We start from the raw sequence: 23,157 nt of genomic DNA on the forward strand, positions 1-23,157 counted from the left end.
GGCTTGCGCCCTGGCACGGGCAAGGACAACGCCCAGCGACAAGGTGAAAGCGCCCCTGACGTAGCAGGCGGCCTCTTGCTTGAGGCGTGGCGTGGAAGCTCCATTGCAAGGCCGGGTGGCGTGTCGGTGAACCGTCCTTCGTGACGTACAGGTGACGAACCGCCAGCGTCGAGGACGGCACGCTTTCGTGCAACCTGCGGCAGCAAGCCGGGGCGTAGGCCCACAAGCCCCGACCATTGGGGCGGGGCGCATTCGGAATGTCGTCGGCGTTGTGCGCCGACGCACTTATGGGCTTCGAGGGTTTCCCGCGCACAAGGCTACTTGTGCGCCGCCCCTGCGCGGCCTGCCCGAAGGCGGCGCAGGGGCGCTCTGGCTTTGGGCCTTGAACACCGGGCGCGGCCACCGCCGCGCCCGGATTTTTTGGCATTCCCCGCGCCCAAGACGGAACGGCTTGGGCGCGGGGCTGTTCCCTATTCTTTGGTTTCGATGATCCACCACACGGCACGCGGCAAGGCGCGGCCCGTGATGGGATGCAGGTCTGTCAGGTCGGCGCGCGCCGTCCAGCCGCGAGGCGGACGGTAGCCGCGCACGTCGCCATCGCCATGCCAGCGGCGGGCGCGTACCGTTCCGGGGGCGTAGGTCGCGGCCATGCGGGGGCGGTTCGTGGTGTCGTGGCTCATGGGGGAATCCTCGGCATGAAGCGCCCCGGCCGGAGCCGGGGCGCTATCTGTGGTGCAAGATCACGCGGCCAGTGCCTCGGCCTGCGGCTGCTCATCCGCCATGGCGGCGACTTCCTCCGGCTGTTCGGCTTCCTCGTCCGTCACCACCTCCTGCGCGTCCTGCTGCGGGGCTTCGGCGCAGAAGATGGCGGGCATCCAGCCGGTGCCATCGGCCAGCCGTTCGGCTTCGCTGGCAATGTCGGCCTTCTTCAACTTCGCCAGCCGGGTGACGTGCGCCGGGGCGTACTGTTCCACGGCTTCCAGAATCGCGGCCTTCGGCACATGCTGGAAGTAACCGTCTGCGGTCGGCTTCCACCATGCCGCCATGTCCAGCCCCACCGCTTGCGCCAGTTCTGCGCCGGGCTGGTGCGGCGTAGCGCGGGGCGTCACCACGTCCACCGTGGACGCCACGCACACGGCCAACAGGCGCACCAGTTCATCCTGCGGCTTCGCCAGCAGCGCGGCGAACAGTTCGGCGCTGTCCTCCGGCAAGGCTTCGCCCGCGACTTCCTGCAAGGTGCGCAGCGCCACGGCGGCAGGCGATTCCGACACGTCCGGGGCAAGGCTTTCGAGCCGGTCTTGCTGTTTCAGGCTCACACCCAGCGGCAGATCGTGGCCGTAGTAGCTTTCCTGCAAGACGGTCTGCACCATGCCATGTACCACGGCGGCCAGCGCGGCTTGCGGATGCCGGGCGACTTCGATTTGCAGCGCGGCGGTACGGTGGGCACTCAACCGCTGCGCCAGTCGGTCGGACATGGCGGCGGTCTTGGGGGCGTTGTCCGCTTCCTCTCCTTCGTCGTCGTTGTCGGCTTCGCCTTCGCTGCCGAACCCGTGGCGCAGCCGTTCCAGCGTGCGCAGCGCCTTGGCCTCGGCTTCGCGCAGCAGCCCGCGATGAATCACGGCCTGCCCGTCGCGGTCGATGCTGACGATGGCACCGGCTGCGGCCTTCACGTTGGCCGCATAGTCCAGCAAGCCATCTTCCAGCGCCTGCAACTGCTCGCCCAGGCGCTCGCCTTCCTCCTGCAAGGCATCGGCCTTTTCCTCGTCCTCGTCGTCCAGCGCGGCATCCACGGCTTCGGCCACTTCCTGCATCTTGGCTTGCAGCTTCTCGATACGCTGCGCGTCGCGCTTGTTCGGGCTGCGGCGTTCCCTCGGCGCACTCTGGAAGGCTTGCAGGTCGGCATGGGTCATGCTCGGCGTGGCATCCACCCAAGCCCAACCCTCGGCCTGCACCTCGGCGGCGATGCCTGCCAGCTTGTCTTGCGCCAGCCGTTCCAGCAGCGCGGCATCGGTCAGATACACGCCCTTGTCGCCTTCCGCGAACAGGTCGCGGCGGATGCCGCCGCCTGCCTGCTGGTAGCCGTCCAGCCCGACGAAACGCACCAGCGGATGCCGGTAGGCGTCGATTTCCCGTTCGGTCAGGCGGTCGCGCAGGTTGTGCGGGCTGCGCTGCCATGTCGGCGCATCGTAGAACGCGGCCTCCTGCGCGGCGTGATCGTCGGTGATGGCAAGGGCCATCAACTGATCGAGCGTCACGGCTTCGGCGCGGTAGTCGGCCAGCAGCCGGGGCGAGACGTTCGCCAGCTTCAAGCGGCGCTGCACCACCAGCGGGGACACGCTGAAATCTGCCGCTATGTCCTCGATGGGTCGGCCTTCGGCCACCAGCGCGGCGAATGCCTCGAACTGGTCGGCGGGGTGCATGGCTTCGCGCTGCACGTTCTCGGTCAGGCTGGCCGTGCGGGCGGTGCCATCGGCCACCAGCAGGCAAGGCACGTCCCATTCCTTGCTGATGCGGTGCTTCTTCGCCAGCAGCTTCAACGCGGCGAGGCGTCGGCCACCGGCGACCACTTCGTAATGCTCGCCATCGGCGGCGGCGATCACGATCAGGTTTTGCAGCAGGCCCACACGCTGGATGGATGCGGCCAGTTCGGGAATGGACATGCGCGGGGTCTTGCGCACGTTGCGCCCGGTCGCGCGCGACACCAGCCGCGACAGCGGAACCAGAATCAGATTCTTGGTCGGGTCGGCTGCTTCCAGCGCAGGGGCTTGGATGGCGCGGGCTTCGGTTTGGGTAATGGCGTTCATGGTGATAACTCCTATCGGTTCAGGGATGCAGCAGCGAAGAAAGCGGCTAGGGCTGCTGCCTGCCCCTGCCGCGTGGGGAATCAGGCTTTCAACTGGCGCAGGCCATCGGCCAGCATCCAGAGGGCGCGATTGAGGCGCACATCGGAATCAATGCCCTGCACCGGGCGGGTTTGCTGGCGGCGACCGTTGGCGCTGCGCCCATGCAATCCACCTTTGGTCAGGTTTTCTTGGGTGCGGTTGAACACGCTCCACAAGTCCGGGCGGCGGTCGTCGAACCGGCGCGGCATCAGGATTTGTGATTCGGTGATGGGCGCGGGCTTGTTGTCGGTAGGGTCGTACTTGAGAGCCAGCGCGGAACGGGCGAACACTTCGGCTTCGCCTTCATCCAAGGTGATCGCGCGCATGGCATCGCGGGAATCCTTCACCCGGTCGAAACCGCGCAAGACTTCGTAAGCGCCTTCGATGACATGCCCGGAAACGTCGCCTTTGTGGGGCACGCGCACATCGGCCACGGTGTCGCCGCACACAAGGCTATTGCTGCACACGAACCGGAACATGCCGGCCAGCATCTGATAGCTGCTGGTGCCATCGTGCGAGTTCAACAACACGATTTCATTGGCTTCCGCTCCGTTGATCTGGCTCGCGTGCCGCAGGCGCAGCATGTGTTTGGTGTGCTCGCGCTTGCCTTCGTCGCGCACGCGGGTTTGCGTCACCATGAAGGGCTGGAATCCTTCTTTGCGAAGCTCGGCCAGCACGGCGGCGGTGGGGATATAGGCGTACCGCTGCGAGCGGCTTTCGTGCGGGGCATCCGCGAAGATGGACGGGGCCACGCGGTGAATCTGGTCATCGGACAGCGGGTAGTCGCTGCGCAGCGAAGGGGAGCGGGAAGCGAAACGGGATGCGAGTTGCATGGTCTTTCTCCTGACGAAAAGGGTTTGCTGTTCACACCGCACACCGGATTCCTAGATTCGGAGCCCAGCCTTTCGGCTGTTCGGTGCGGTTGGCACGAGGAACCCGGTTGGCCCTGTTGCCACCGTCTTTCCTGAGTTCATCGCCCGCGGCCAAAGGAGCGCGCGGACGGGGGCCGTCAAGGAAACAAGCGCAGGGTTGGTGCGGCCCGCAGGCGCAGCCGAGGACACGGCCCTGCGCGCCTTGACGGCACACGGGAGCGGGCTACGGTCGCGAACAAGGTGATGGAGTCAGGAGAGATGGCTGGACAAGGCAACGGCCGCCCTGGTGTGCTGAACCGCACGCAAGCGAAGCGCGCAGGCCCGAAGCTGGAAGCCGGGCCGTAGGCGTCAGCCGAGCGGAGCGAGGGAACGATGGAAGCCCGTCAGGGGCGAGACTCGCGTAGCGAGGCTCGATGCGCAGCACGACAGCGCGACCGGCCATGTTTCCTGGCCGGGGACGCCCATTCCGCCTTTGCGTTGTTGTCGGAGCTGATGTCGAAATCGGGGCGTTTTTGGGCGAATTTCGACTGGAGTAAAGACAAGCTGCTGCCTATCGTGGGGGCTTCATCACTTCCTGGGCTTCCCATGACAACACCACCCTCTGCCGATGCTTCAACGCCCGGCACGCCACCCCAAGGCATCTTTCTGCCCTCGATGGTCTGGACGACCGACCGCGCGACAGTCGCAGCGGAGAAGAAACGCCTCCTTGCCCTGCATCAGCAGCTCAATGCCGTGGTGAACAACGCGCACCATGCCGACGAATGCGCCACCTGGCACATGATGGCCGAGGCATCGCTGTTCCAGTTGGATCACGACATTGACGCGCTATTCGACTGGCTGGAAGCCAACGAACGCGGAGTACGGCGAGAGCGCCCGGACAGGATGTACGACTGACGCCGTACAGTGCCGATCCGGCGCGAGCCGGTTCGGCTGCATTGAGGGGCGCCAAGCGCAGCGCGGCGGGGATGGCCGCATGGCCTTCCCCTGGAGTGCAAGCGAAGCGCGCAGCGCCCCGGCAGGGGCGCGAAGGCATCAACCCGCGTCGTCAGGGCGCAGGCTGGATTCCGCGACCGGCATCCAGGGCGAGGTCGAATTGATGAAGTAGCGCCGGCCGAGCGCGTACAGCCCGCAAGGCCCGGCAGGCCGATAGAACCCGGTGACGCGGCGATGGAACTGCACGCCGAAGTCATTGGTGTAGATCACCGCATCGCCGACCTTGAAGCGCAGCGGTTGACCGTTCTCCGGCGCGAACGGCTTGCGCGCGTCGTGCTGCGCCGAGACTTCGATGACCCAATCGTGATGGCTGCTCATGGCATGAACTCCTGAAAGATTACCGGGCGGAATTGCCCGACCCTTCCGGGGCACGGCGCAGCGCAAGCAGTCAGGGGGCGCAGACGGCCGCCAGGACGCAAGCGCCATCGGCGCGCAGCCCTTGACGGCGCGAACGCTGTGGCACGATGAAGGGAACAGCAAGACCGCCTCTCCGTCCATGCACATCGGCATGGCAGATTCGCCAGACACCATCTGGCTTTTTCGAGGCAGCGTTGCATGAAGGTGCAAAGGACGCGGACGCAGCAAAAAAATAGCGCGTCATCCCGAAGGACAACGCGCCGGATCAATGCCGCGCGATCAGTGCGCGGTCATCGCCTGCAACTGCTCGATCACGCCGGGTTCAACGAACACGCATGGCTGCTTGTCCTCGATCGGCACATTGAACACATCGGCGAACACCTCGCGTTTCAGGTGCGCCAGGCGACCAGTCCGATGCGCCTGATCGGGCTTCATGCGAGCGGCGCCCGCCGCAGCGCGGCTGCGCTGCGGATCGCATTCGACCAGCGCGACAAAGCCATCGTCGGACAGCTTCTGATGTTCAGGGCACAAGCCCCAGCCTGTCGCCGTGTGGCGCTCCATGCTCGCGCGCAGGCGCTTGTCCAGCAGGATGGCGCCGGTGTCGAAGCGAGCGCCGCAGACCAGGCAAACGTGTTGTTCGAGGAAAACGTGCGATTTGTCGTTCATGACGGTCTCCGGTTGCACGGGCGGAATTGCCCGGAACCGTCGCCAGCACGACGCAGCGCAGCCGTCAGGGGTCAAGGACGGCCACGGGCCGCAAGCGTGCTCGCACGCGCAGCCCTTGACGGCGAGAACGACGTGATACGGTGAAGGGGACAGCAAGACCGCCCCACGTCATGCACAAACCTTGGCATGCTGAATTTCCGAAACACTGTCTCGGAAATCCCAGACGATCAGCGCGATCCGCGCGCTACCGCCAACAGGACACCGAAACCGACCAGCAGCCCACCGAAGGCGCGGTCGATCCAGTGGCGCACGGCCAGCAGCCGATCGCGCACGGCGCCGGCGGAGAAGCACAAGGCCACCAGGCTGAACCAGGCCATGTGCGCCACCGAGATGAACGCGCCGTAGCCGATCTGCACCGCCAGCGGCGTGTCCGGCCGTACCACCTGCATGAACAGGCTAACGATGAACACCGTGGTCTTCGGATTCAGCGCATTGGTCAGGAAGCCGGTGCGCAGCGCCGCCGCATCCGACAGCGACGCCACGGTGCTGTCAGCCAGCGGGCCGGCAGGCTTGGCCCGCAGCATCTTCACGCCGAGATAGATCAGATAGACGGCACCGACCAGCTTGATGGCGTTGAACAGCCACAACGACTGCTGGATCAGCAGGCCCACGCCGACCAGCGTATAGGTGACGTGGACGAGCACGCCCAGGCCGATGCCCAGGGCCGTCAGCACACCGGCGCGGCGCGACAGCATCAGGCTGTTGCGCGTGACCATCGCAAAGTCCGGCCCAGGGCTGATGACGGCCAGCAAGGTGATTGTGATGACAGCTATCAGTTCGGTCATGGCGTATCCTGGCGAAAAGCAACGTATTAAGGCGATGCTATCGACAATAAGGCCCAGTGAATAACGATGATTTCTGACATTAATGGTGAGCCTGATTCACCATCGAACGATGCGCGCCTGCCTTCGCTGCTCGCGCTGCGCTGCTTCGAGGCGGCGGCCCGGCTGGAGAACTTCAGCCACGCGGCCAACGAACTGCACCTGACCCACGGCGCGGTCAGCCGCGCCGTGCGCCTGCTCGAAGACGAGCTGGGCGTGGCCCTGTTCGAGCGGCGCAGCCGGCGCGTGTTCCTGACCGATGCCGGCCGCACCCTGGCGCGGGCCGTGGGCAACGGGCTGGATCTGATGCGCCAGGCCGTCGGCGAGCTGCGCGCCAGCGCCCGCCAGGGGCGGCGCTGGGTGCTGTCGTGCGAGCCAACGCTGCTGATGCGCTGGCTGATCCCGCGCTGGCCAGCCTTCCAGGCCCGGCATCCAGGGATCGACGTGCATCTGGTCGCCGGCGGCGGGCCGTTCTCCTTCGCCAGCGGCATCGACCTGGCCATCCGCCGCGACGACTTCCCCTGGCCCGAGGGCTACCACGCCGAATCTCTGTTCGCGGAAAAGGTCGGCCCGGTCTGCCGACCGGACAAGGTGGCGACCTGGTTCTCCACGAAAAAGGCCAGCGCTGCGCTCAAGACCGGCGCGCCGCGCTTGCATTCGCGCACGCGGCCGGGCGCATGGTCGGAATGGGCGGTAGCCGCAGGCCAGCCCGTACAGGATGCGGCGGGACAAACCTTCGAGCACTTCTATTTCAGCTTGCAGGCGGCCGTGGCCGGCCTGGGCGTGGCAATCGGCCCGTGGCATCTGGTGCGCGACGACCTTGACAGCGGTGTGCTGACTGCGCCGCTGGGCTTTGTCGAGGACGGTTCGCGCTACTGCCTGCTGTCGCCGCAGCCCTTGCAGCCCGACGGCCCGCAGGCCGATTTGCTGGACTGGCTGCGGGCGATGGCATAGCAGGTAGCGGTCGCAGCAAAAAAGGGGGCCGAAGCCCCCTGGATCAGATCAGGCCACGTTCGGCAAATGATGTCGTTTTCGTGCCGCCGACGATGATGTGATCCAGTACGCGCACATCCACCATCGACAACGCCTCCCGAAGCCGCTTCGTCAGCACCCTGTCGGCTGCGCTTGGCTCGGGATTTCCGCTCGGGTGGTTGTGGCTGATGACCAGCGCCGCCGCGTTGAGCCGAAGCGCCTCCTTGACCACTTCACGCGGATGCACTTCGGCCGAGTCGATCGTGCCGTGGAACATCTCCCTGTATTCGATCAGCCGATGCTGCGTGTCCATGAACAGCACCGCGAACACCTCATGCTCGAAGCCGGACAGCTTGGCAAACAGGTACTCCTTGACGGCCGCCGGTGAAGTGAACGAAGTACCACGCTGCATCTTCTGGTCAATGACCAGGCGCGCGGCTTCCAGAATCTGATCCGCAGACGCCAGGGCATAGCGCCCGTGAGAGTCACGCACCAGCAAAGCATCATCGAACGAGGAAAAGGACAGTTGCGACATGATCGTGCTCCGGTTGCTCGGGCGGAATTGCCCGGAACCGTGGTCAGCACGGCGCAGCGCAAGCTGTCAGAAGGTCAAAGACGGCCGCCAGGACGCAAGCGCGCATGGCGCGCGCCGCCTTTGACAGCGAGAACGACGTGATACGGTGAAGGAGACAGCAAGACCGCCTACACTCCGCCCACTGCACAAAGTCGGCTTTTGGGGCAAGCGGAGCGCGCAGGCCCGTGGAGCAAAAGCGTCGGGGAAGATTTCCCAGACACTGTCGGGGAAATTTCCATAGCGGCGGCCGAGGGCCGAAGGCGTCAGGGGGAAAAGCCGGATGGCCGCGATTCGGCACGAAGCGCGGGGCGCAGCCCGCACACCCGACGGCGGCACGCCGGGACGCCCAACATGGGCATCAAAGGAAAAGGGGACTTGGGGAAACTGCTGCGCTGGAACACGCCATGCTTGTCCGGTGGCGTTCTTTCCCTTGGCTCTTATCCGGCTCCTAGACCGGACAGGCAGGGCATCTTGGGCAGCGTGGCACGGGCGCTAAACCCGCATGGGGACTGGCTTTCCGGCGATCAGGCCGCTTGAAAATTCTGTTTGACAAAACTATCGAACAGGTTGTTGACCCGTGCGTTCACCGTCAGCCAGGGCGTGGCCTTCCAGCTGCCACCGAGATGGAAGATCGTGTAGTCCTCGTAGTAGCGGGTGTGGCTGGCGCCGTTGGTGTCCAGCAGCGTGTCGCGGTAGCGGTCGTAGCGGCCCTCGCCGATCAGCGACAGGCTGACCGCTTCGTTGACCTGCCAATTGAGGCTGGCGTTGGCCATGTGTTTTGCCGGCATGGTGCCGCTGATCGGCAGCCCCTTCTGTGCGCCACTGGTCTGCTCGCTCCTGGTCCAGGTGTAGTTGCCGCGCAGCTGCAGGGTGTCGAGCAGGTCGACGTGGGCGGCCAGTTCGGCACCCCGCGTTTCAGCCTTGTCGATGTTCACGCTCTGGGTGAAGGTGCTGTAGCCCAGTGCGGCCCAGCCCGGGCCGATGTCCACGCAGTAGCCGCTGCCGGCGCGCGCCACTTCGCAGTTGGGGAAGGTGCCGCCGCTGGCGATCTTGTCTTCGAACGTGTTGAAGAAGCCGGTGACGTTGAAGCCCCAGCGCTGGCCCTCGTAGTAGGCGGCCAGCTCGTAGTTGGTGCTGGTTTCAGGCTTCAGGTTCGGCGAACCGACCAATGGCAGCACGCCCTGGCCACCGAAGCCGGTGATGCCCGGGAACAGCTGGTCCGGTCGCGGGGTCTTGTAGCCGGTGCTGACGCCGCCCTTGAAGGTCCACGCATCGCTGGCGTTCCACACCAGGTAGCCACGCGGGCTGACGTGGCTGCCGAACACGTTGTGGTCGTCGTAGCGCAGGCCGAAGGTGGCGGTGAGGGTGTCGGTCAGCGCCCAGTTGTCCTCGGCAAACAGCGCCCACATGCGGTGTTTCTGCTTGACGTTGCTGCGGTAGCCGGCGCCATCCATGCCAAACACACCGTCGACCATGTCAGTGTTGTTGTACTGGCCACCCACCGTCAGCTTGTGCGCGCCGAAGTCCAGGTCGAGCATCGTGTCGAGCACGTAGCCTTCCAGTTCCATGCTGCGCAGCGGGCGCGGCAGGAACGCCTGCAGGCGCGCCGTCTCACTCGGGTTGAGGGCGGCCAGGGCGTTGCCTCGGCTGGCCGCACAGTGGTTGGCGGCGCCAGTGCGGCGGCAGACGTCATTCCACAGCGTCTGCAGGTTGGCACGCTCGTCCAGGGTCAGCGGCAGCGAACGACCCAGGTTGTTGCTCTTGCTGTGGGTCAGTGAGGTCTGCCAGGTGCCGAAGCCGTAGCGGCCCTGGTGGGTCAGCGACAGCTGATCGCGCTCGTAGCGCTGGTAGGCGGTGTAGCCCACGCGCGGCTGCACCACGCGACGGGTGACGGTGCCGCTGCCGTTCGGGTTGGGAATGATCGCATTGCCGACGCGCCACAGGCTGGCCAGGCTGTCGAGGGTGCCGGTCTGGCCTTCGCTATTGTCGTATTTCTGCCGCGACACGTCGTAGTCCAGCCACAGTTCGTGATCGTCGTTGATGCGGAAGTCCAGGCGCACACCGGTGTTCCAGTTGGTGTTGGCGACCGACTTGCCGCCACCGCCGAAGCCGATGCTGCGCTCCCACGGCGTACCGTCGGGAAGGGTCAGTGCATCCCATTCCGGGTTCGAGGCCTTGGCATCGTAGTAGCTGCCGCGTACCGCCAGGCTGAGGCGATCCTTCAGCAGTGGGCCGCTGAGGTAGAGGTCGGTGGTGCGCGCATCGCCGAACTGGTCGTCCTGCTGCACGGTGAAGCCTTGGGTCACCGAGCCGTGCCAGCTGTCCTGGTTGCGGCGGGTGATGATGTTGATGACGCCGCCCATCGCGTCCGAGCCGTACAGCGTGGACATCGGCCCGCGCACGACTTCGATGCGTTCGATCGCCTCCAGTGGCGGCAGGTAGGCGAACTGGCCGCCACCGAAGTTGTTCGGGTAGATCTGGCCGACATTGCTCTGGCGACGGCCGTCGATCAGCACCAGGGTGTACTCGGACGGCAGGCCGCGCATCGACACGGTGGCGCGGCCGTTCTTGTCGGTCGCTTCCAGGCCCACGTCGATGCCTTCGACGTCGCGCAGGGCGTCGACCAGGCTGGTATACGGGCGCTTGCTCAGTTCCTCGCGGCTGACCACGCTGATGCTGGCCGGGGCATCGATCACCTTCTGTTCGAAGCCGGAGGCGGTGACCACCACCTTGTCCAGCGTCTGCGGTGCGCCGGCGGCGTCACCGTGGGCGAAGGCGGGGCTGGCGAAAGCCGCCAGCACGGCGCTGGTCAGCAGGGTACGGGACAGGGACGAACGGACACGATGGCGCTGGGCCATGGCAGTTACCTCGAAGGATGCAGGGTGGCGCGATGCCGTGCGCGAAGGGCGCGGCAGGCACGGAAGGCCCGGTCAGGGGCGGCAGGGATGAAGCAGACAGCGGCGTGCAGGCGCGACCGCGCAGGCGGTCACGCCAGGCCGTGGATCAGGCGAGCGGCGGCGCCTGGCCGCGTTGCTGGCGGCGCCCGGGCGCATCGGCCCAGGGCGTGTCCGGAGCGGCCAGCGGCCAGTCCGGGCGCACGCCGGGCATGGCCGGCGTGGCGGGTACGAGTTCGAGTTCAGTGCGCAGCCAGTGGCTGGCCAGCAGCAACGGCGGGTGTGCCTGCTCGGCCGCTTTCACCGGGGGGGCGGCACAGCGGCGCAGCTTGGCCGGCGCCTCTTCCTGCAGGGGGCTTTCGCCACCGCGCTCTTCCAGCGGCATCTGCATGGCCATTCCGGCCTGGGCCTGTGGCAGCAGTGGCAGGGTGCCCAGCAGCAACGCCAGCATCGCCACCCATGCCAGCAGGCTGGCCAGCGCCGGACGCTGGCCGCGCATGGCGGTGCCCATCTTGCGATGGATGAGTGGGCGAGGGCGAAGCGGACGCAGCAAGCAGGGGTCCCCAAGGGTCTGCCGGCAGCGGCCGGCATCAACGGGGCGTGATTGTAATGAGAGCCGTTAGCTGTTGCAAATGAGAATGATTGCCAAAATGCCGTAGGCCGGCCCGGCAAGGCTCAGACTTCGCTCCAGCGCCGCAAAAGGTTGTGGTACACGCCGGTCAGCTGCAGGATCGCCTCGGCGTCGCCGCCGGTCTGCCGCAGGCGCTCGATCGAGCCATCCATTTCCCACAACAGGCGGCGCTGCACGTCGTCGCGGATCATGCTCTGCACCCAGAAGAACGAAGCCACGCGTGCGCCACGGGTAACCGGCCGCACCTGGTGCAGGCTGCTGGACGGATACACGACCAGGTCGCCGGCCGGCAGCTTCACTTCGTGCTCGCCGTAGGTGTCGCTGATGATCAGTTCGCCGCCCTCGTACTCATCCGGCGCCGACAGGAACAGGGTGCAGGAGATGTCCGAACGCAGCTGTTCACCATTGGCGAGGTTCATCACCGCGCCATCGACATGGAAGCCGTAGGTGCCGCCGCCGCTGTAGCGGTTGAAGCGCGGTGGCAGGTACTTCAGTGGCAGCGCGGCGCTGAAGAACAGCGGGTGCCGGGCCAGCGCGACGAGGATGATCTCGCCCAGTTCGCGGCGCAGCGGCGAGGCCTCGGGCAGCTGCTGGTTGTGCTTGGCCTGTGCGCCCAGATGCCCCACGGTTTCGCGGCCATCGGTCCAATCGGCGTCGTCGAGGCGGCGCCGGAAGCCGGCCACCTGGTCGGCGCTGAGAATGTCGGGGATGTGCAGCAGCATGCGGGGCTCCTCAGAGGGACGGCGGTGCGACCAGGGCGCGCACCTGCGGATGCGGCGACGCGGCCAGTTCCGGCACGATGTGCGCCATGAACGCCGGGCTGCCGTGCGCCAGGGCGAGCCGTAGCCAGTGCACGGCCTGCTCGACCTGGCCGGCGTGCAGCAGGATCGAGGCGTAGTTGGCCTGGCCGCGGAAATCGCCGGTCTCGGCCGCGCGCCGGTACCAGCCCAGGGCGGCCTGCGGATCGCGCTCGATCTCCAGGCCGTCTTCAAGGTGGCGGGCCAGCAGGTTCATCGATTTGGCATGGCCCAGGTGCGCGGCACGGGTGTACAGGGCCAGTGCCTGCGCGCGGTCCTGGGGCACGCCGCGGCCGGTGGCCAGCAGGTTGGCCAGGTTGTACAGGCCCCAGTCCAGCCCGGTGTCGGCCGCGCGCCGGTACCACACCGCGGCCAGCGTGGGATCGGGCGTGGTGCCCTGGCCCAGCTCATGGCAGCGGCCGAGCATGTTCATCGCCATCGGCGCGCCGTTGTTGGCGGCGGTTTCGTACCAGAGCAGCGCAGCCGAGGCGTCCTGCGCGGTGCCTTTACCTTCCATGTGCATCTGCGCGAGCAGCAGCTGCGCCTCGACCTGCCCGGCCTGTGCGGCGTCGCGCACGCGTGCGAACGCAGCCTGTGGATCGTGCTGGAGCAGCTCGGCCAGGGCGTCGCTGTCGATGGGGGTACGGGTTGCCATGGGGTGAGTATCGCCGGAAACAAAAACGGCGGCAGGAGCGCCTGCCGCCGTGGTGGAGCGCGGTTACATCAGAACTTGACGTTCAGTGCCAGAGTGGCCGAGCGACCCGGGGCGATGCTCGCGTAGTGCGAGGCATAGGCCTTGGTGAAGTAGGTCTTGTCGGTCAGGTTCTGCACGTTGAGCTGCAGGCTGATGTTGTCCTGGATCGCGTAGCTGGCCATCGCGTCGAAGCGGGTGTAGCTCGGGATCCACTTGGTGTTGGCGACATCACCGTACTGCTTGTCCGAGTAGAACGCGCCGGCGCCGAGGGTCAGGCCGATCGGGAAGCGGTAGGTGGTCCACAGGTTGGCGCTGTGCTTGGCAGTGTTCGGGAACACGTTGCCGTTGTACGGCGACGGCACGTACACGTTGGACGGGCAGGTGCGGCCCACCGGTGCGCCACAGACGAAACCGTTGTCCTTCAGTTCCGAGTCCAGGTAGGTGTAGCCGCCGTACAGGCTCCAGGCGTCGGTCAGCTGGCCGGTGAAGCCCAGTTCGAAGCCGTTGATCTCCTTCTTGCCGGCGTTCTGGCTGGTGCCGTTGTCGACCGTCACGCGTGCGTTGTTCATCACGGTGTGGAAGATCGCTGCGGTCAGGTTCAGGCGCTGGTCGAACAGGTCCCACTTGGTGCCCAGTTCGAGGTTCTTCGTGTCCTGCGGCTTGAGGTCGGCCACGGCGGCGCTCAGGCCGTCCGAACCGTCACCACCGTCCATGCCCGGCGGGGTCGAGGAGGTGCCCCACGACAGGTAGATGCTGCCGTTGGCGGCCGGCTTGAACACCACACCGGCCTGGTAGTTCAGGAAGTCGTTGCTGTTGCGCACGCGGGTCGGTGCCTTGCCGGCCACCGGGGTGGTCAGGGTGGTGCGGAAGTCGTCGTAGCGCAGGCCGAGGTTGATCATCCACTGCTCATTGAGCTCGATGGTGTCGAACACGTAGGCCGAGGTGGTCCTGGTGCGCTGCTCGACGTCCAGTGCCTTGTCGCTGCGGTACACCGAATGGGTGGCTGCCCACGGATCGCGCGGATCCGGATTGGCGAAATCGGTGCAGTTGTAGCCGGTGGCCGCGCCGGTGGTCGGGCACTTGCTGTTGCCGGTGAGCGGGTTGCTGGTGCCCGGGGTCATCAGATAGCTGCCGCGGGTCATCTTCTCGTCGCTGTACTCCACGCCAGCGCTGTAGCTGTGCTTGAGCGCGCCGGTCTGTAAGGCACCGGTCAGGCCCAGCTGGTCGGCGAAGCTCTTGACGTCGACGGCGCGGGCGTTGGTACGGCGCCACAGGGTACCGTAGTTGTTCGGGTTGCCCTGGCTGTCGTCCGGCTGGGTCCACAGGTAGTCGTTGCTGGTGTTGCCCAGGCGCGCGATGTTGCGCAGCTTGTGGCCGCCGAAATCGTAGCTGGCATCCAGCGTGCTGATGTCGGCGCGGGTGCGCTGGAAGTCACGGTCGACCAGGCCGTAGTAGTTGTTGCGGTCCGGCACCATCGGGCGGCCGTCGACCCACTTCGAGGCCGGCGCACCGTTCGGGTTGCCGTAGGGGAAACCACCGGCGTCCGGCAGGTCATCGCTCTGCATGTGGTAGTGGCTGGCGATCAGCTGCGCCGGGCCGTTCAGGCCGAATGCAATCGACGGCGCGATGCCCCAGCGGCTGACATTGGCGGCGTCGCGGCCAGCGATGTCCGATTCGTGCTTCATCAGGTTCAGGCGCGCGGCGATGCCGTCGCCCAGGACGTAGTTGGCGTCCACGGTGCCGCGTGCGTAGCTGTCGGTACCGATGCCCATGCTGGCGTTGGTCTCGTTCTTCAGCTTCGGCGTCTTGCTCACCAGGTTCAGGCTGCCACCACCGGAATCACGGCCACCGTAGGCCGAGCTCGGGCCCTTGACCACTTCCACCTGCTCCAGATCGAAGATCTCGCGGGTCTGCGAGCCGACGTCGCGCAGGCCGTCGACGAAGACGTTGCTCTGCGAATCGAAGCCACGGATGAAGGGGCGGTCGCCGGTCGGGTTGCCGCCTTCGCCGGCACCGAAGGTGATGCCCGGCACCATGCGCAGCGCATCCTGCAGGTTGGTCGCACCGGTTTCGGCGATCAGCTTCTCCGACACGATCGACACTGACTTGGGGGTGTCCAGCAGTTCGGCGGTGAACTTCGGCGAGGACGGATTGAACCAGCTGCCGCGCACCTGCACCTTGTCCAGGTCGGTGGCCTTGCTGGATGCGGCATCAGCGCTGTCGGCAGCCTGCGCGGCCAGCGGCGCGAAGCCTGCGGCCAGGGTGGCGGTGGCGAGCAGGGAAACGCGCGGGGCGTGCTTGCGGGACGTGATGTGGGTCATGGCTTTGGGTAGTGGCGTGGATCGGGAAACGGCGAAGGCCGAAGCGCAGACAGCGCGACGACAGGGAGGGAGCGTCTTCTGTAGAGCCGAGCTGATGCCCGGCGATGCGGCGAACGACTTCAGGCGCACGGCAACAGCCGCAGGGCGCCTCAGCTGGCGTGCGGTGCGGGCGGTGCGTGGCCGGGGTTCAAGCGCAGTGCGGGATCGTGCAGTTGCCGGCGCAGGGCGTCGGAGCGCCATAGCGGGATATGTGCGACCAGGGGCGCGCGCAGGGGTGCCACTCCGGTGCAGGGCGTGTTGCCCTCACCCTCAAGCGGCGGCTCCGGTGCAGGTGCAGCATGTTGCGGGCATTCGTCTGCCGACGGCGCCGGCAATGGCATGACCTGGCGCAACCCTTCGGCATGTGCCTGCCACCCTTGGGTAGTCGGGGCGTTGCTGCGTCCTTCGTGCAGCGCCGACCAGCCCAGCAGCAGCGTCAGCAGCACGGCCACGGCCAGTGGCCACCCCTGGCGGGCGAGCTGGCACAACGTGGCAGTGGGCGCGGGCGAGACCATGGCGCGAGGGCGAAGTCGTTACGAAGATGTTACGTAGAATAACATCAACGATAATGATTCGCATGTACGGGGTGCTGCGGGACGCCGGGGCGGCCGGGGAACGCCCTGCGAAGGCCCTTGCGGGGCCTCCTGCAGATCCAGCCCAGGGTGGATACCCCCAGACCGTGCGCCGCCTCAATCGCGGTCGTCGCGGGTCCAGACGGCGTCGTGCTCGCGCTTCACCGGGAACTTGGGCACCGGGGTATAGGCCGGGGCGCACAGGGCGCGGCCATCGCGCACGTCGAAGCGCGCACCGTGCAGTACGCACTCCACGCTGCCTTCGGCGGTGTTGAATTCGCCCGAGGACAGCTCGAATTCCTCGTGCGTGCACTGGTCTTCCAGCGCGTACAGCTCGCCGTCGAGGTTGAACACCACGATCGGGGTGCCGGTCACCTCGTCGAACACGCTCTTCATTTCACCGGGCAGCAGCTCGTTGCTGGCGCACACGAAGGTCCAGGTATCGCTCACGCGGCCGCTCCGGCCAGCGGTTTTTCCAGGATCTCGAAGCGCAGGTCGTCGCGCTTGGGGATGCCGAAGCGTTCGTCGCCATACGGGAAGGGTTTCTTGATGCCGGTCCGCTGGTAGCCACGACGCTCGTAGAAGGCGATCAGTTCGTCGCGTACGTCGATCACCGTCATCTGCATCACCGGCACGTTCCATTCGCGTGCGGCGTGGGCTTCGGCGGCGACCATCAGCTGTTTGCCGACGCCGCCGCCCTGCTGTGCGGGGTCGACCGAGAACATGCCGAAGTAGCCCTTGCCCTCAACGTCGGCAACGTGGGCGCAGGCCACAAGAACGCCTTCGCGCTCGGCCAGCAGGATGGTGGAGCGGGGGCGGTCCAGGTCGGCCTGGATGCCTTCGGCGTCGATGCGGGCGCCATCCAGCAGGTCGGCTTCGGTAGTCCAGCCCACGCGGCTGGCGTCGCCACGGTAGGCCGAGGTGACGAGGGCGATCAGGGCGGGGATGTCGGCCGGCGTGGCGGCGCGGAAGGTCAGGGTGCTCATGGGGGCATTTTAGGTGGGCAGTGGGCGGGCGCAAATGGGGGAGACCCTCGACGGTCCTGGCAACCGCTATGCTCGTGCATTCTTCAAATGCCAGGCGGAGTGCAGGGGTGGGCATACCGAAGGGAATCGCGCTGGCCGCAACTGTCCTGCTTGTGGCTCTTCTGGCTTGCCTGCCGGCGCACGAGGAGAGTGGCGGCATCGCGCCCAACGGCCTGGGGTGCCCGCGTTTCAGTGCGTCCCGTGCGTTGCCAGTGACGGTGGAGGCGCTGCGTGCCGATCCCATGCGTTATCACGGCAGACTGGTGCGCGTACGGGGTGCCTACGTTGAGAGCTTCGAAATGTCTGCGCTGCACCCGGGGCCACCGGTGCAGGATCCATGGGCGGCCGACGGCGTGTGGGTGAATGGAATTCCCGTCACGGCGCTGCCGTCGGAGCAGGCGGTTGAACTCACCGGAATCGTATCGGCGGGCCAACCCGCGTTCCCTTACGGCAAGGGGCACCTTGGGCAATGGCCTGCGGAGCTCTGCGTGTCTTCGATCCTGCCCTTGGCGGCGCCTTGAAAAACGCCGCGGTTTCCCGCGGCGTTCTCGTTGCTTCCGGCTGCGCTGTGAGTCTTACCCCAGCAGCTTGCGTACCTTGGTCAGCGCGGTCATGAACCGCTCGATCTCGGCGTGCGTGTTGTAGAACGCCAGCGAGGCACGGCAGGTGGCGGCGACGCCGAAGTACTGCAGCAGCGGGTGTGCGCAGTGCTGGCCCGAGCGCACGGCCACGCCTTCCAGGTCGAGCAGGGTGGCCAGGTCGTGGGCATGCGCGCCATCGATCAGGAACGAGACCACGGCGGCCTTCTCCGGTGCCTGGCCGATGATGCGCAGGCCATCGACGCGGCGCAGCTCTTCGGTGAAGTGCGCCAGCAGTTCGGCTTCGCGCGCCTCCACGTTGTCCTGGCCAAGCTGCTGCAGGTAGTCGGCGGCCACGCCCAGGCCGATGAAACCGGCGATGTTCGGGGTGCCGGCTTCGAACTTGTGCGGGGCATCGTTGAACACGGTGCCGTCGAAGCTGACTTCCTTGATCATCTCGCCGCCGCCGAGGAACGGTGGCATCGCGTCCAGGTGCTCGCGACGCGCCCACAGCGCGCCGGTACCGGTTGGACCGCACATCTTGTGGCCGGTGATGGCGTAGAAATCGCAGCCGATCGCGGCGACGTCGACCTTGCGGTGTGGCACGGCCTGCGAGCCATCGACCACGGTGATGATGCCGCGCTTGCGCGCTTCGCGGCAGATCTCGCGCACCGGGTTGACCGTGCCCAGCACGTTGGAGACATGGGTGACCGCCAGCAGCTTGACCTCCGGGGTCATCGCCGCGCGCAGCGCATCCAGGTCCAGCGCACCATCGGGAGTGATCTCGGCCACGCGGATGGTGGCACCGGTACGCTGCGCGACCAGCTGCCACGGCACGATGTTGGCATGGTGCTCCATGCGCGACACCAGGATCACGTCGCCGGCCTTCAGCCGCGGCAGCGCCCACGAATACGCCACCAGGTTGATGGCGAAGGTGGTGCCGCTGCACAGCACCAGCTCGCTGGGGCGCACGTTGAGGAAGCGCGCCAGCGTGTTGCGCGCACCTTCGTAGGCATCGGTGGCTTCGCTGCCCAGTGCATGCACCGCGCGGCTGACGTTGGCGTTGTAACGGCGGTAGAACTCGTCCACCGCGCCGATCACCTGCACCGGCTTCTGGCCGGTGTTGGCATTGTCGAAATAGACCAGCGGCTTGCCGTGCACTTCACGCATCAGCAGCGGGAAGTCGAGGCGGACGCGGTCCCAGTCGGGGGCGCCGGTGCGTTCTTCGATCGGGCGCGGCGTGGACAGGTTCATGCCACACCCGCCTCGGCCAGTGCCTTGTCCAGGCGACGTGCCAGCTGCGCACGCAGCGCGTCGGGCAGGATCTTCAGCGGCTCGTGGCAGAACGCGGCGCTCAGCAGTGCCTGCGCCTGGGCCTGCGGCAGGCCGCGCGAGCGCAGGTAGAACAACGCGTTGGCGTCGAGCTGGCCGACGGTCGCGCCGTGCGCGGCCTTCACTTCATCGGCGTCGATCACCAGCGTCGGCTGGGTGTCGATCTCGGCATCGGCCGACAGCAGCAGGTTCTTGTTGGACAGGTTCGCGTCGGTGCCATCGGCGCCTTCGCGGATCTGGATGCCACCATGGAACACCACGCGGCTGCGGTTGGCGGCGACGCCGCGCCACAGCAGTTCGCAGGCGGTATCGCGGGCGATGTGGTCGATACCCAGGCGGGTTTCGACGTGGCGGCGGCCATTGCCAAGCAGCACGCCGTTGGCGGTCAGCTGGGCATTGTCGCCTTCCAGGCGCACGTTCAGTTCATGGCGGCTGAGCGCGGCGCCCAGTTCCAGGTCCACGCGGTGGTACTGCGCGCCGCGGGCCAGCACCGCGTCGGTGCGCAGGAAGCTGGTCTGGCGCGCGCTGCCGGCCTGCACGCGGGCGTGCTTGAGCACGGCATCGCGGGCGACATGGGCATGCAGCACGGTATTGTCCAGGTGGGCGGAGTCGCCCACGCTGAAGCGATGCTCGACTACGCCCAAGCTGGCGCCGGCACGCAGTTCGATCAGGTGGCGGTGATGCCAGGCCAGGTCGGTGTCACCGGCGACGCTGGCGAACACCAGCTGCAGCGGCACGTCGACCTGCACGCCTTCATCCACGCGCAGCACCACGCCTTCATCGGCCAGTGCGGCGTTGAGGCGGGCGAAGATCTCCTCGCTGCGCTCGTAGCGGCGGCCAAGGAAACGCACGGCGTCTTCGCCGGAGGCCAGTGCGGCCGACAGCGGCTGCAGCTGCACGCCGGCCGGCAGGGCCTGCACGTTGCTCAGCGCGGCATCCAGGCGGCCGTTGACGAACACCAGGCGCGGCGCCGGGATGTCGTCCAGCAGCGCGGCGTCCAGCGCCGGGCCCTGCAGCGGTGCCGCAGCAAACGCACGGCGTTCCAGCTGGCGCAGCGAGGTGTACTTCCAGGCTTCATTGCGTGCGGCCGGCAGGCCGTCGCGCAGGGCCGCATCCAGCACTTCGCGGCGCGCATCGCTGCCGCAGAAGGCCTGGGCCATCGAGTCGAGCAGGGCGCTCATCAGACCGCCGCCTCGGGCACGACCCGGTCCTTCAGGAAATCATAGCCGTGCGCTTCCAGTTCCAGCGCCAGTTCGGGACCGCCGCTCTTGACGATGCGGCCATCGGCCAGCACGTGCACCACGTCCGGCTTGATGTAGTCCAGCAGGCGCTGGTAATGGGTGATGACCAGGAACGAACGGTCGGCGGCGCGCAGCGCATTGACGCCGTCGGCCACGCTCTTCAGCGCGTCGATGTCCAGGCCCGAGTCGGTCTCGTCGAGGATCGCCAGCTTCGGTTCCAGCACGGCCAGCTGGAAGATCTCGTTGCGCTTCTTCTCGCCGCCGGAGAAGCCTTCGTTGACGCCACGATGGAGCAGCTCGTCCTTCAGGTGCAGCACGGCCAGCTTCTGCCGCACCAGCTTGAGGAACTGCATGGAGTCGAGTTCGTCCTCGCCGCGTGCCTTGCGCTGGGCGTTCAGCGCCGCGCGCAGGAAGTAGGTGTTGTTCACGCCCGGGATCTCCACCGGGTACTGGAATGCCAGGAACAGGCCGGCAGCGGCACGCGCTTCCGGGTCCTGCTCCAGCAGGTCGACACCGTCGAACTGCACGCTGCCTTCGGTCACTTCGTAGCCGTCGCGGCCGGCCAGGACATTGCCCAGGGTGGACTTGCCGGCGCCGTTCGGGCCCATGATGGCGTGCACCTGGCCGGGCTTCACATCCAGCGACAGGCCCTTGAGGATTTCCTTGTCGCCGATGCGGGCGTGGAGATTTTCGATCTTCAGCATGGTGGGGGTTTCCGTGGGGCGGGCCTGGGCCCGCCGGTAAAGAGAATGCGTTTGCGAGGGGCAGGGGCGGGCGGTCAGCCCACCGAACCTTCCAGCGAGACTTCCAGCAGCTTCTTGGCTTCCACCGCGAACTCCATCGGCAGTTCGCGGAACACCTGCTTGCAGAAGCCGTCGACGATCATCGACACCGCGTCTTCCTGGCTGATGCCACGGGCGCGGCAGTAGAACAGCTGGTCGTCGGAAATCTTCGAGGTGGTGGCCTCGTGCTCGACGGTGGCGCCCGGGTTCTTCACCTCGATGTAGGGGAAGGTGTGGGCGCCGCACTGCTTGCCGATCAGCAGCGAATCGCACTGGGTGTAGTTGCGCGCGCCATCAGCATTGCGGTCGACCTTGACCAGGCCGCGGTAGGTGTTCTGGCCGCGGCCGGCGCTGATGCCCTTGCTGACGATCTTGCTCTTGGTGCGCTTGCCGACGTGGATCATCTTGGTGCCGGTGTCGGCCTGCTGGCGGTGATGAGTCAGCGCGACCGAGTGGAACTCACCGACCGAGTCGTCGCCCAGCAGCACGCACGAGGGGTACTTCCAGGTGATCGCCGAGCCGGTCTCGACCTGGGTCCAGGTGACCTTGCTGCGCGCGCCGCGGCATTCGGCACGCTTGGTGACGAAGTTGTAGATGCCACCGACGCCGTTCTCGTCGCCCGGGTACCAGTTCTGCACCGTGGAGTACTTGATCTCCGCGTCTTCCAGTGCCACCAGTTCGACCACCGCAGCGTGCAGCTGGTTCTCATCGCGCATCGGCGCGGTGCAGCCTTCCAGGTAGGAGACGTAGGCCTTGTCCTCGCACACGATCAGGGTACGCTCGAACTGGCCGGTGTGGCCGGCGTTGATGCGGAAGTAGGTGCTCAGTTCCATCGGGCAGCGCACGCCTTTGGGAATGAACACGAAGCTGCCATCGGAGAACACCGCCGAGTTGAGCGCGGCGAAGTAGTTGTCACCCACCGGCACCACGGTGCCCAGGTACTGGCGCACCAGCTCCGGGTGTTCCTTGATGGCCTCGGACATCGAGCAGAAGATGATGCCCTTCTCAGCCAGTTCCTTGCGGAAGGTGGTACCGACGGAGACCGAGTCGAACACCGCGTCCACCGCCACGCCGGCCAGCTTGGCGCGCTCGTGCAGCGGAACGCCCAGCTTGTCGTAGGTGTCGAGCAGTTCCTTCGGCACGTCGTCCAGCGAGGCGTACTTCGGGCCCTTCGGCGCCGAGTAGTAGCTGAGCGCCTGCAGATCGATCGGGGCGATCTCCAGCTTGGCCCAGTCCGGCATCGGCATGGTCAGGAAGTGGCGGTAGGCGTCCAGGCGCCACTGCGTCATCCACTCCGGCTCGTCCTTCTTGGCCGACAGGGCACGGATGGTGTCCTCGTCCAGGCCCGGCGGCAGGGAGTCCGACTCGATCTCGGTGATGAAGCCAGCCGAATACTTGCGGCCGAGCTGCTCGTGGATCTCGCGGTTGGGGGTGTCGTCGTGGGCGACGTTTTCGATGGTTTCGGTGGCCATGGGGGGCTGCCTGTGGATCAGGAGACGACGTCAACAGCGATGGTGCGGCGCTGTTCGTCATCGGCGAGGGGAAGGGGGGGCAGGATCTGCGCAAGACTGACGTCGCGCAGGGCCTCGGAGACCACGTCGTTGATCAACCGCCAGCTGCTGCGCGCGCCGCACTTGGGTGCCATGCCGCACTGGTGGTGGTCGTGGCTGCATTCGGTCAGGGCCAGCGGCCCTTCCATCGCTTCGACCACTTCGAACAGCGAGATCTCGATGGCCGGGCGGGTCAGCCGGTAGCCGCCACGGACGCCGCGCAGGCCTTCGACCAGGCCGGCCTGGGCCAGCGGCTTGAGTACCTTGCTGACGGTGGGCGGCTCCAGGCCGGTGAATTCGGCCAGTTCGGTGGCACTGAGCACCTCGCCCGGACGGGCGGCGAGCACGGTCAGCACGACGGTGGCGTAATCGGTGAGCTTGGTGACGCGCAACATGGGGATGCGAGTGGTTCTTAAAGCGGACTGAAATTGTACGCTTTTATTCGCCACCATCCAACCCGGGCATTCAGCCGGCGCTGGGGCCGGGCCGGGAGGCTCTGCCAGC

At 66.7% G+C, this 23,157-nt stretch carries 22 protein-coding genes and 1 pseudogene; 3 read left to right on the forward strand and 20 right to left on the reverse strand.

What is annotated here, in order from left to right; all coding sequences use genetic code 11:
• Positions 1–470: 470 nt before the first annotated feature.
• The 3 genes from ROV93_RS13690 to ROV93_RS13700 all read right to left on the reverse strand — a co-directional run bounded on the left by ROV93_RS13690 (position 471) and on the right by ROV93_RS13700 (position 3,715).
• Positions 471–680, reverse strand: coding sequence for a hypothetical protein (locus ROV93_RS13690; RefSeq protein WP_033474825.1), 210 nt, complete (start codon positions 678–680; stop codon positions 471–473).
• 60 nt (positions 681–740) lie between these two features.
• Positions 741–2,804 carry a ParB/RepB/Spo0J family partition protein gene (locus ROV93_RS13695; protein ID WP_033474824.1) on the reverse strand — a complete coding sequence of 688 codons (2,064 nt, stop codon included), beginning with the start codon at positions 2,802–2,804 and terminating at the stop codon, positions 741–743.
• An 80-nt stretch (positions 2,805–2,884) separates the two neighbouring features.
• Positions 2,885–3,715: a DUF932 domain-containing protein gene (locus ROV93_RS13700; RefSeq protein WP_088886605.1), complete on the reverse strand. Its 831-nt coding sequence runs from the start codon at positions 3,713–3,715 to the stop codon at positions 2,885–2,887.
• Between the two features lie 411 nt (positions 3,716–4,126).
• On the opposite strand from ROV93_RS13700, the gene ROV93_RS13705 reads away from it, so the two are divergent.
• Positions 4,127–4,648 (forward strand): hypothetical protein, encoded by a 522-nt coding sequence (locus tag ROV93_RS13705; RefSeq protein WP_235551469.1) that lies wholly within the window; start codon positions 4,127–4,129, stop codon positions 4,646–4,648.
• Between the two features lie 138 nt (positions 4,649–4,786).
• Here the strand turns inward: ROV93_RS13705 and ROV93_RS13710 are convergent, their stop codons facing one another.
• The 3 genes from ROV93_RS13710 to ROV93_RS13720 form a co-directional block, all read right to left on the reverse strand.
• Positions 4,787–5,065, reverse strand: a complete 279-nt coding sequence (locus ROV93_RS13710) for a hypothetical protein (RefSeq protein WP_033475440.1) — start codon at positions 5,063–5,065, stop codon at positions 4,787–4,789.
• 318 nt (positions 5,066–5,383) lie between these two features.
• Positions 5,384–5,770 carry a hypothetical protein gene (locus tag ROV93_RS13715; protein WP_033475439.1) on the reverse strand — a complete coding sequence of 129 codons (387 nt, stop codon included), beginning with the start codon at positions 5,768–5,770 and terminating at the stop codon, positions 5,384–5,386.
• Positions 5,771–5,997: 227 nt separating this feature from the next.
• Positions 5,998–6,615, reverse strand: coding sequence for a LysE family transporter (locus tag ROV93_RS13720; RefSeq protein WP_033475437.1), 618 nt, complete (start codon positions 6,613–6,615; stop codon positions 5,998–6,000).
• A gap of 66 nt (positions 6,616–6,681) precedes the next feature.
• Between ROV93_RS13720 and ROV93_RS13725 the strand changes: the two genes are divergently transcribed.
• Entirely contained in the window at positions 6,682–7,605 is a 924-nt protein-coding gene (locus ROV93_RS13725; protein WP_033475436.1) for a LysR family transcriptional regulator, read from the forward strand.
• A 43-nt stretch (positions 7,606–7,648) separates the two neighbouring features.
• Here ROV93_RS13725 and radC read toward each other — a convergent pair whose 3' ends face one another.
• From radC to ROV93_RS13770, 9 genes and pseudogenes are all read right to left on the reverse strand, one after another.
• Positions 7,649–8,158, reverse strand: coding sequence for a DNA repair protein RadC (gene radC / locus ROV93_RS13730; RefSeq protein ID WP_033475433.1), 510 nt, complete (start codon positions 8,156–8,158; stop codon positions 7,649–7,651).
• Between the two features lie 578 nt (positions 8,159–8,736).
• Positions 8,737–11,055 (reverse strand): annotated as a pseudogene (locus tag ROV93_RS13735) (TonB-dependent receptor); the annotation flags it as partial.
• A 145-nt stretch (positions 11,056–11,200) separates the two neighbouring features.
• Complete coding sequence (locus ROV93_RS13740; protein WP_180890452.1) at positions 11,201–11,602, reverse strand: hypothetical protein; 402 nt, start codon at positions 11,600–11,602, stop codon at positions 11,201–11,203.
• 164 nt (positions 11,603–11,766) lie between these two features.
• Entirely contained in the window at positions 11,767–12,444 is a 678-nt protein-coding gene (locus ROV93_RS13745) for a Fe2+-dependent dioxygenase (protein ID WP_072168619.1), read from the reverse strand.
• A gap of 10 nt (positions 12,445–12,454) precedes the next feature.
• Positions 12,455–13,174, reverse strand: a complete 720-nt coding sequence (locus ROV93_RS13750) for a tetratricopeptide repeat protein (RefSeq protein ID WP_072168620.1) — start codon at positions 13,172–13,174, stop codon at positions 12,455–12,457.
• Between the two features lie 68 nt (positions 13,175–13,242).
• Positions 13,243–15,534 (reverse strand): TonB-dependent receptor, encoded by a 2,292-nt coding sequence (locus ROV93_RS13755; RefSeq protein ID WP_312540127.1) that lies wholly within the window; start codon positions 15,532–15,534, stop codon positions 13,243–13,245.
• A 149-nt stretch (positions 15,535–15,683) separates the two neighbouring features.
• Positions 15,684–16,088, reverse strand: coding sequence for a hypothetical protein (locus tag ROV93_RS13760; protein WP_072168621.1), 405 nt, complete (start codon positions 16,086–16,088; stop codon positions 15,684–15,686).
• Positions 16,089–16,262: 174 nt separating this feature from the next.
• Entirely contained in the window at positions 16,263–16,595 is a 333-nt protein-coding gene (locus ROV93_RS13765) for a non-heme iron oxygenase ferredoxin subunit (protein WP_005415593.1), read from the reverse strand.
• Complete coding sequence (locus ROV93_RS13770; RefSeq protein WP_072168623.1) at positions 16,592–17,131, reverse strand: GNAT family N-acetyltransferase; 540 nt, start codon at positions 17,129–17,131, stop codon at positions 16,592–16,594. Before ROV93_RS13770 ends, ROV93_RS13765 begins: the two co-directional genes overlap by 4 nt.
• A 68-nt stretch (positions 17,132–17,199) precedes the next feature.
• Here ROV93_RS13770 and ROV93_RS13775 point away from each other — a divergent pair, with 68 nt between their 5' ends.
• A complete protein-coding gene (locus ROV93_RS13775) occupies positions 17,200–17,691 on the forward strand; it encodes a hypothetical protein (RefSeq protein WP_065196581.1) in 492 nt (163 codons plus the stop codon).
• A gap of 54 nt (positions 17,692–17,745) precedes the next feature.
• On the opposite strand, the gene ROV93_RS13780 is transcribed toward ROV93_RS13775, so the two are convergent.
• The 5 genes from ROV93_RS13780 to ROV93_RS13800 form a co-directional block, all read right to left on the reverse strand.
• Complete coding sequence (locus tag ROV93_RS13780) at positions 17,746–19,002, reverse strand: cysteine desulfurase (protein ID WP_065196580.1); 1,257 nt, start codon at positions 19,000–19,002, stop codon at positions 17,746–17,748.
• Positions 18,999–20,261: a Fe-S cluster assembly protein SufD gene (gene sufD, locus ROV93_RS13785; protein WP_072168625.1), complete on the reverse strand. Its 1,263-nt coding sequence runs from the start codon at positions 20,259–20,261 to the stop codon at positions 18,999–19,001. Before sufD ends, ROV93_RS13780 begins: the two co-directional genes overlap by 4 nt.
• Complete coding sequence (sufC, locus tag ROV93_RS13790; protein WP_005415598.1) at positions 20,261–21,025, reverse strand: Fe-S cluster assembly ATPase SufC; 765 nt, start codon at positions 21,023–21,025, stop codon at positions 20,261–20,263. The genes sufD and sufC overlap by 1 nt, the downstream gene beginning before the upstream one ends.
• Positions 21,026–21,099: 74 nt before the next feature.
• On the reverse strand, positions 21,100–22,575 hold the full coding sequence (gene sufB / locus ROV93_RS13795; RefSeq protein ID WP_072168626.1) for a Fe-S cluster assembly protein SufB: 1,476 nt from the start codon (positions 22,573–22,575) through the stop codon (positions 21,100–21,102).
• 17 nt (positions 22,576–22,592) lie between these two features.
• Positions 22,593–23,048, reverse strand: a complete 456-nt coding sequence (locus ROV93_RS13800; protein ID WP_049414161.1) for an SUF system Fe-S cluster assembly regulator — start codon at positions 23,046–23,048, stop codon at positions 22,593–22,595.
• Positions 23,049–23,157: the final 109 nt, after the last annotated feature.

Source organism: Stenotrophomonas maltophilia group sp. msm4, from assembly GCF_032025605.1.
In the GTDB taxonomy this organism is placed as follows: domain Bacteria; phylum Pseudomonadota; class Gammaproteobacteria; order Xanthomonadales; family Xanthomonadaceae; genus Stenotrophomonas; species Stenotrophomonas sepilia.

Coding starts and splice junctions, on each gene's coding strand:
- ROV93_RS13690 (WP_033474825.1), bottom strand. CDS start 680: ATGAGCCACGACACCACGAACCGCCCCCGCATGGCCGCGACCTACGCC.
- ROV93_RS13695 (WP_033474824.1), bottom strand. CDS start 2,804: ATGAACGCCATTACCCAAACCGAAGCCCGCGCCATCCAAGCCCCTGCG.
- ROV93_RS13700 (WP_088886605.1), bottom strand. CDS start 3,715: ATGCAACTCGCATCCCGTTTCGCTTCCCGCTCCCCTTCGCTGCGCAGC.
- ROV93_RS13705 (WP_235551469.1), top strand. CDS start 4,127: ATGGAAGCCCGTCAGGGGCGAGACTCGCGTAGCGAGGCTCGATGCGCA.
- ROV93_RS13710 (WP_033475440.1), bottom strand. CDS start 5,065: ATGAGCAGCCATCACGATTGGGTCATCGAAGTCTCGGCGCAGCACGAC.
- ROV93_RS13715 (WP_033475439.1), bottom strand. CDS start 5,770: ATGAACGACAAATCGCACGTTTTCCTCGAACAACACGTTTGCCTGGTC.
- ROV93_RS13720 (WP_033475437.1), bottom strand. CDS start 6,615: ATGACCGAACTGATAGCTGTCATCACAATCACCTTGCTGGCCGTCATC.
- ROV93_RS13725 (WP_033475436.1), top strand. CDS start 6,682: ATGATTTCTGACATTAATGGTGAGCCTGATTCACCATCGAACGATGCG.
- radC (WP_033475433.1), bottom strand. CDS start 8,158: ATGTCGCAACTGTCCTTTTCCTCGTTCGATGATGCTTTGCTGGTGCGT.
- ROV93_RS13740 (WP_180890452.1), bottom strand. CDS start 11,602: ATGGGCACCGCCATGCGCGGCCAGCGTCCGGCGCTGGCCAGCCTGCTG.
- ROV93_RS13745 (WP_072168619.1), bottom strand. CDS start 12,444: ATGCTGCTGCACATCCCCGACATTCTCAGCGCCGACCAGGTGGCCGGC.
- ROV93_RS13750 (WP_072168620.1), bottom strand. CDS start 13,174: ATGGCAACCCGTACCCCCATCGACAGCGACGCCCTGGCCGAGCTGCTC.
- ROV93_RS13755 (WP_312540127.1), bottom strand. CDS start 15,534: ATGACCCACATCACGTCCCGCAAGCACGCCCCGCGCGTTTCCCTGCTC.
- ROV93_RS13760 (WP_072168621.1), bottom strand. CDS start 16,088: ATGGTCTCGCCCGCGCCCACTGCCACGTTGTGCCAGCTCGCCCGCCAG.
- ROV93_RS13770 (WP_072168623.1), bottom strand. CDS start 17,131: ATGAGCACCCTGACCTTCCGCGCCGCCACGCCGGCCGACATCCCCGCC.
- ROV93_RS13775 (WP_065196581.1), top strand. CDS start 17,200: ATGCTCGTGCATTCTTCAAATGCCAGGCGGAGTGCAGGGGTGGGCATA.
- ROV93_RS13780 (WP_065196580.1), bottom strand. CDS start 19,002: ATGAACCTGTCCACGCCGCGCCCGATCGAAGAACGCACCGGCGCCCCC.
- sufD (WP_072168625.1), bottom strand. CDS start 20,261: ATGAGCGCCCTGCTCGACTCGATGGCCCAGGCCTTCTGCGGCAGCGAT.
- sufC (WP_005415598.1), bottom strand. CDS start 21,025: ATGCTGAAGATCGAAAATCTCCACGCCCGCATCGGCGACAAGGAAATC.
- sufB (WP_072168626.1), bottom strand. CDS start 22,575: ATGGCCACCGAAACCATCGAAAACGTCGCCCACGACGACACCCCCAAC.
- ROV93_RS13800 (WP_049414161.1), bottom strand. CDS start 23,048: ATGTTGCGCGTCACCAAGCTCACCGATTACGCCACCGTCGTGCTGACC.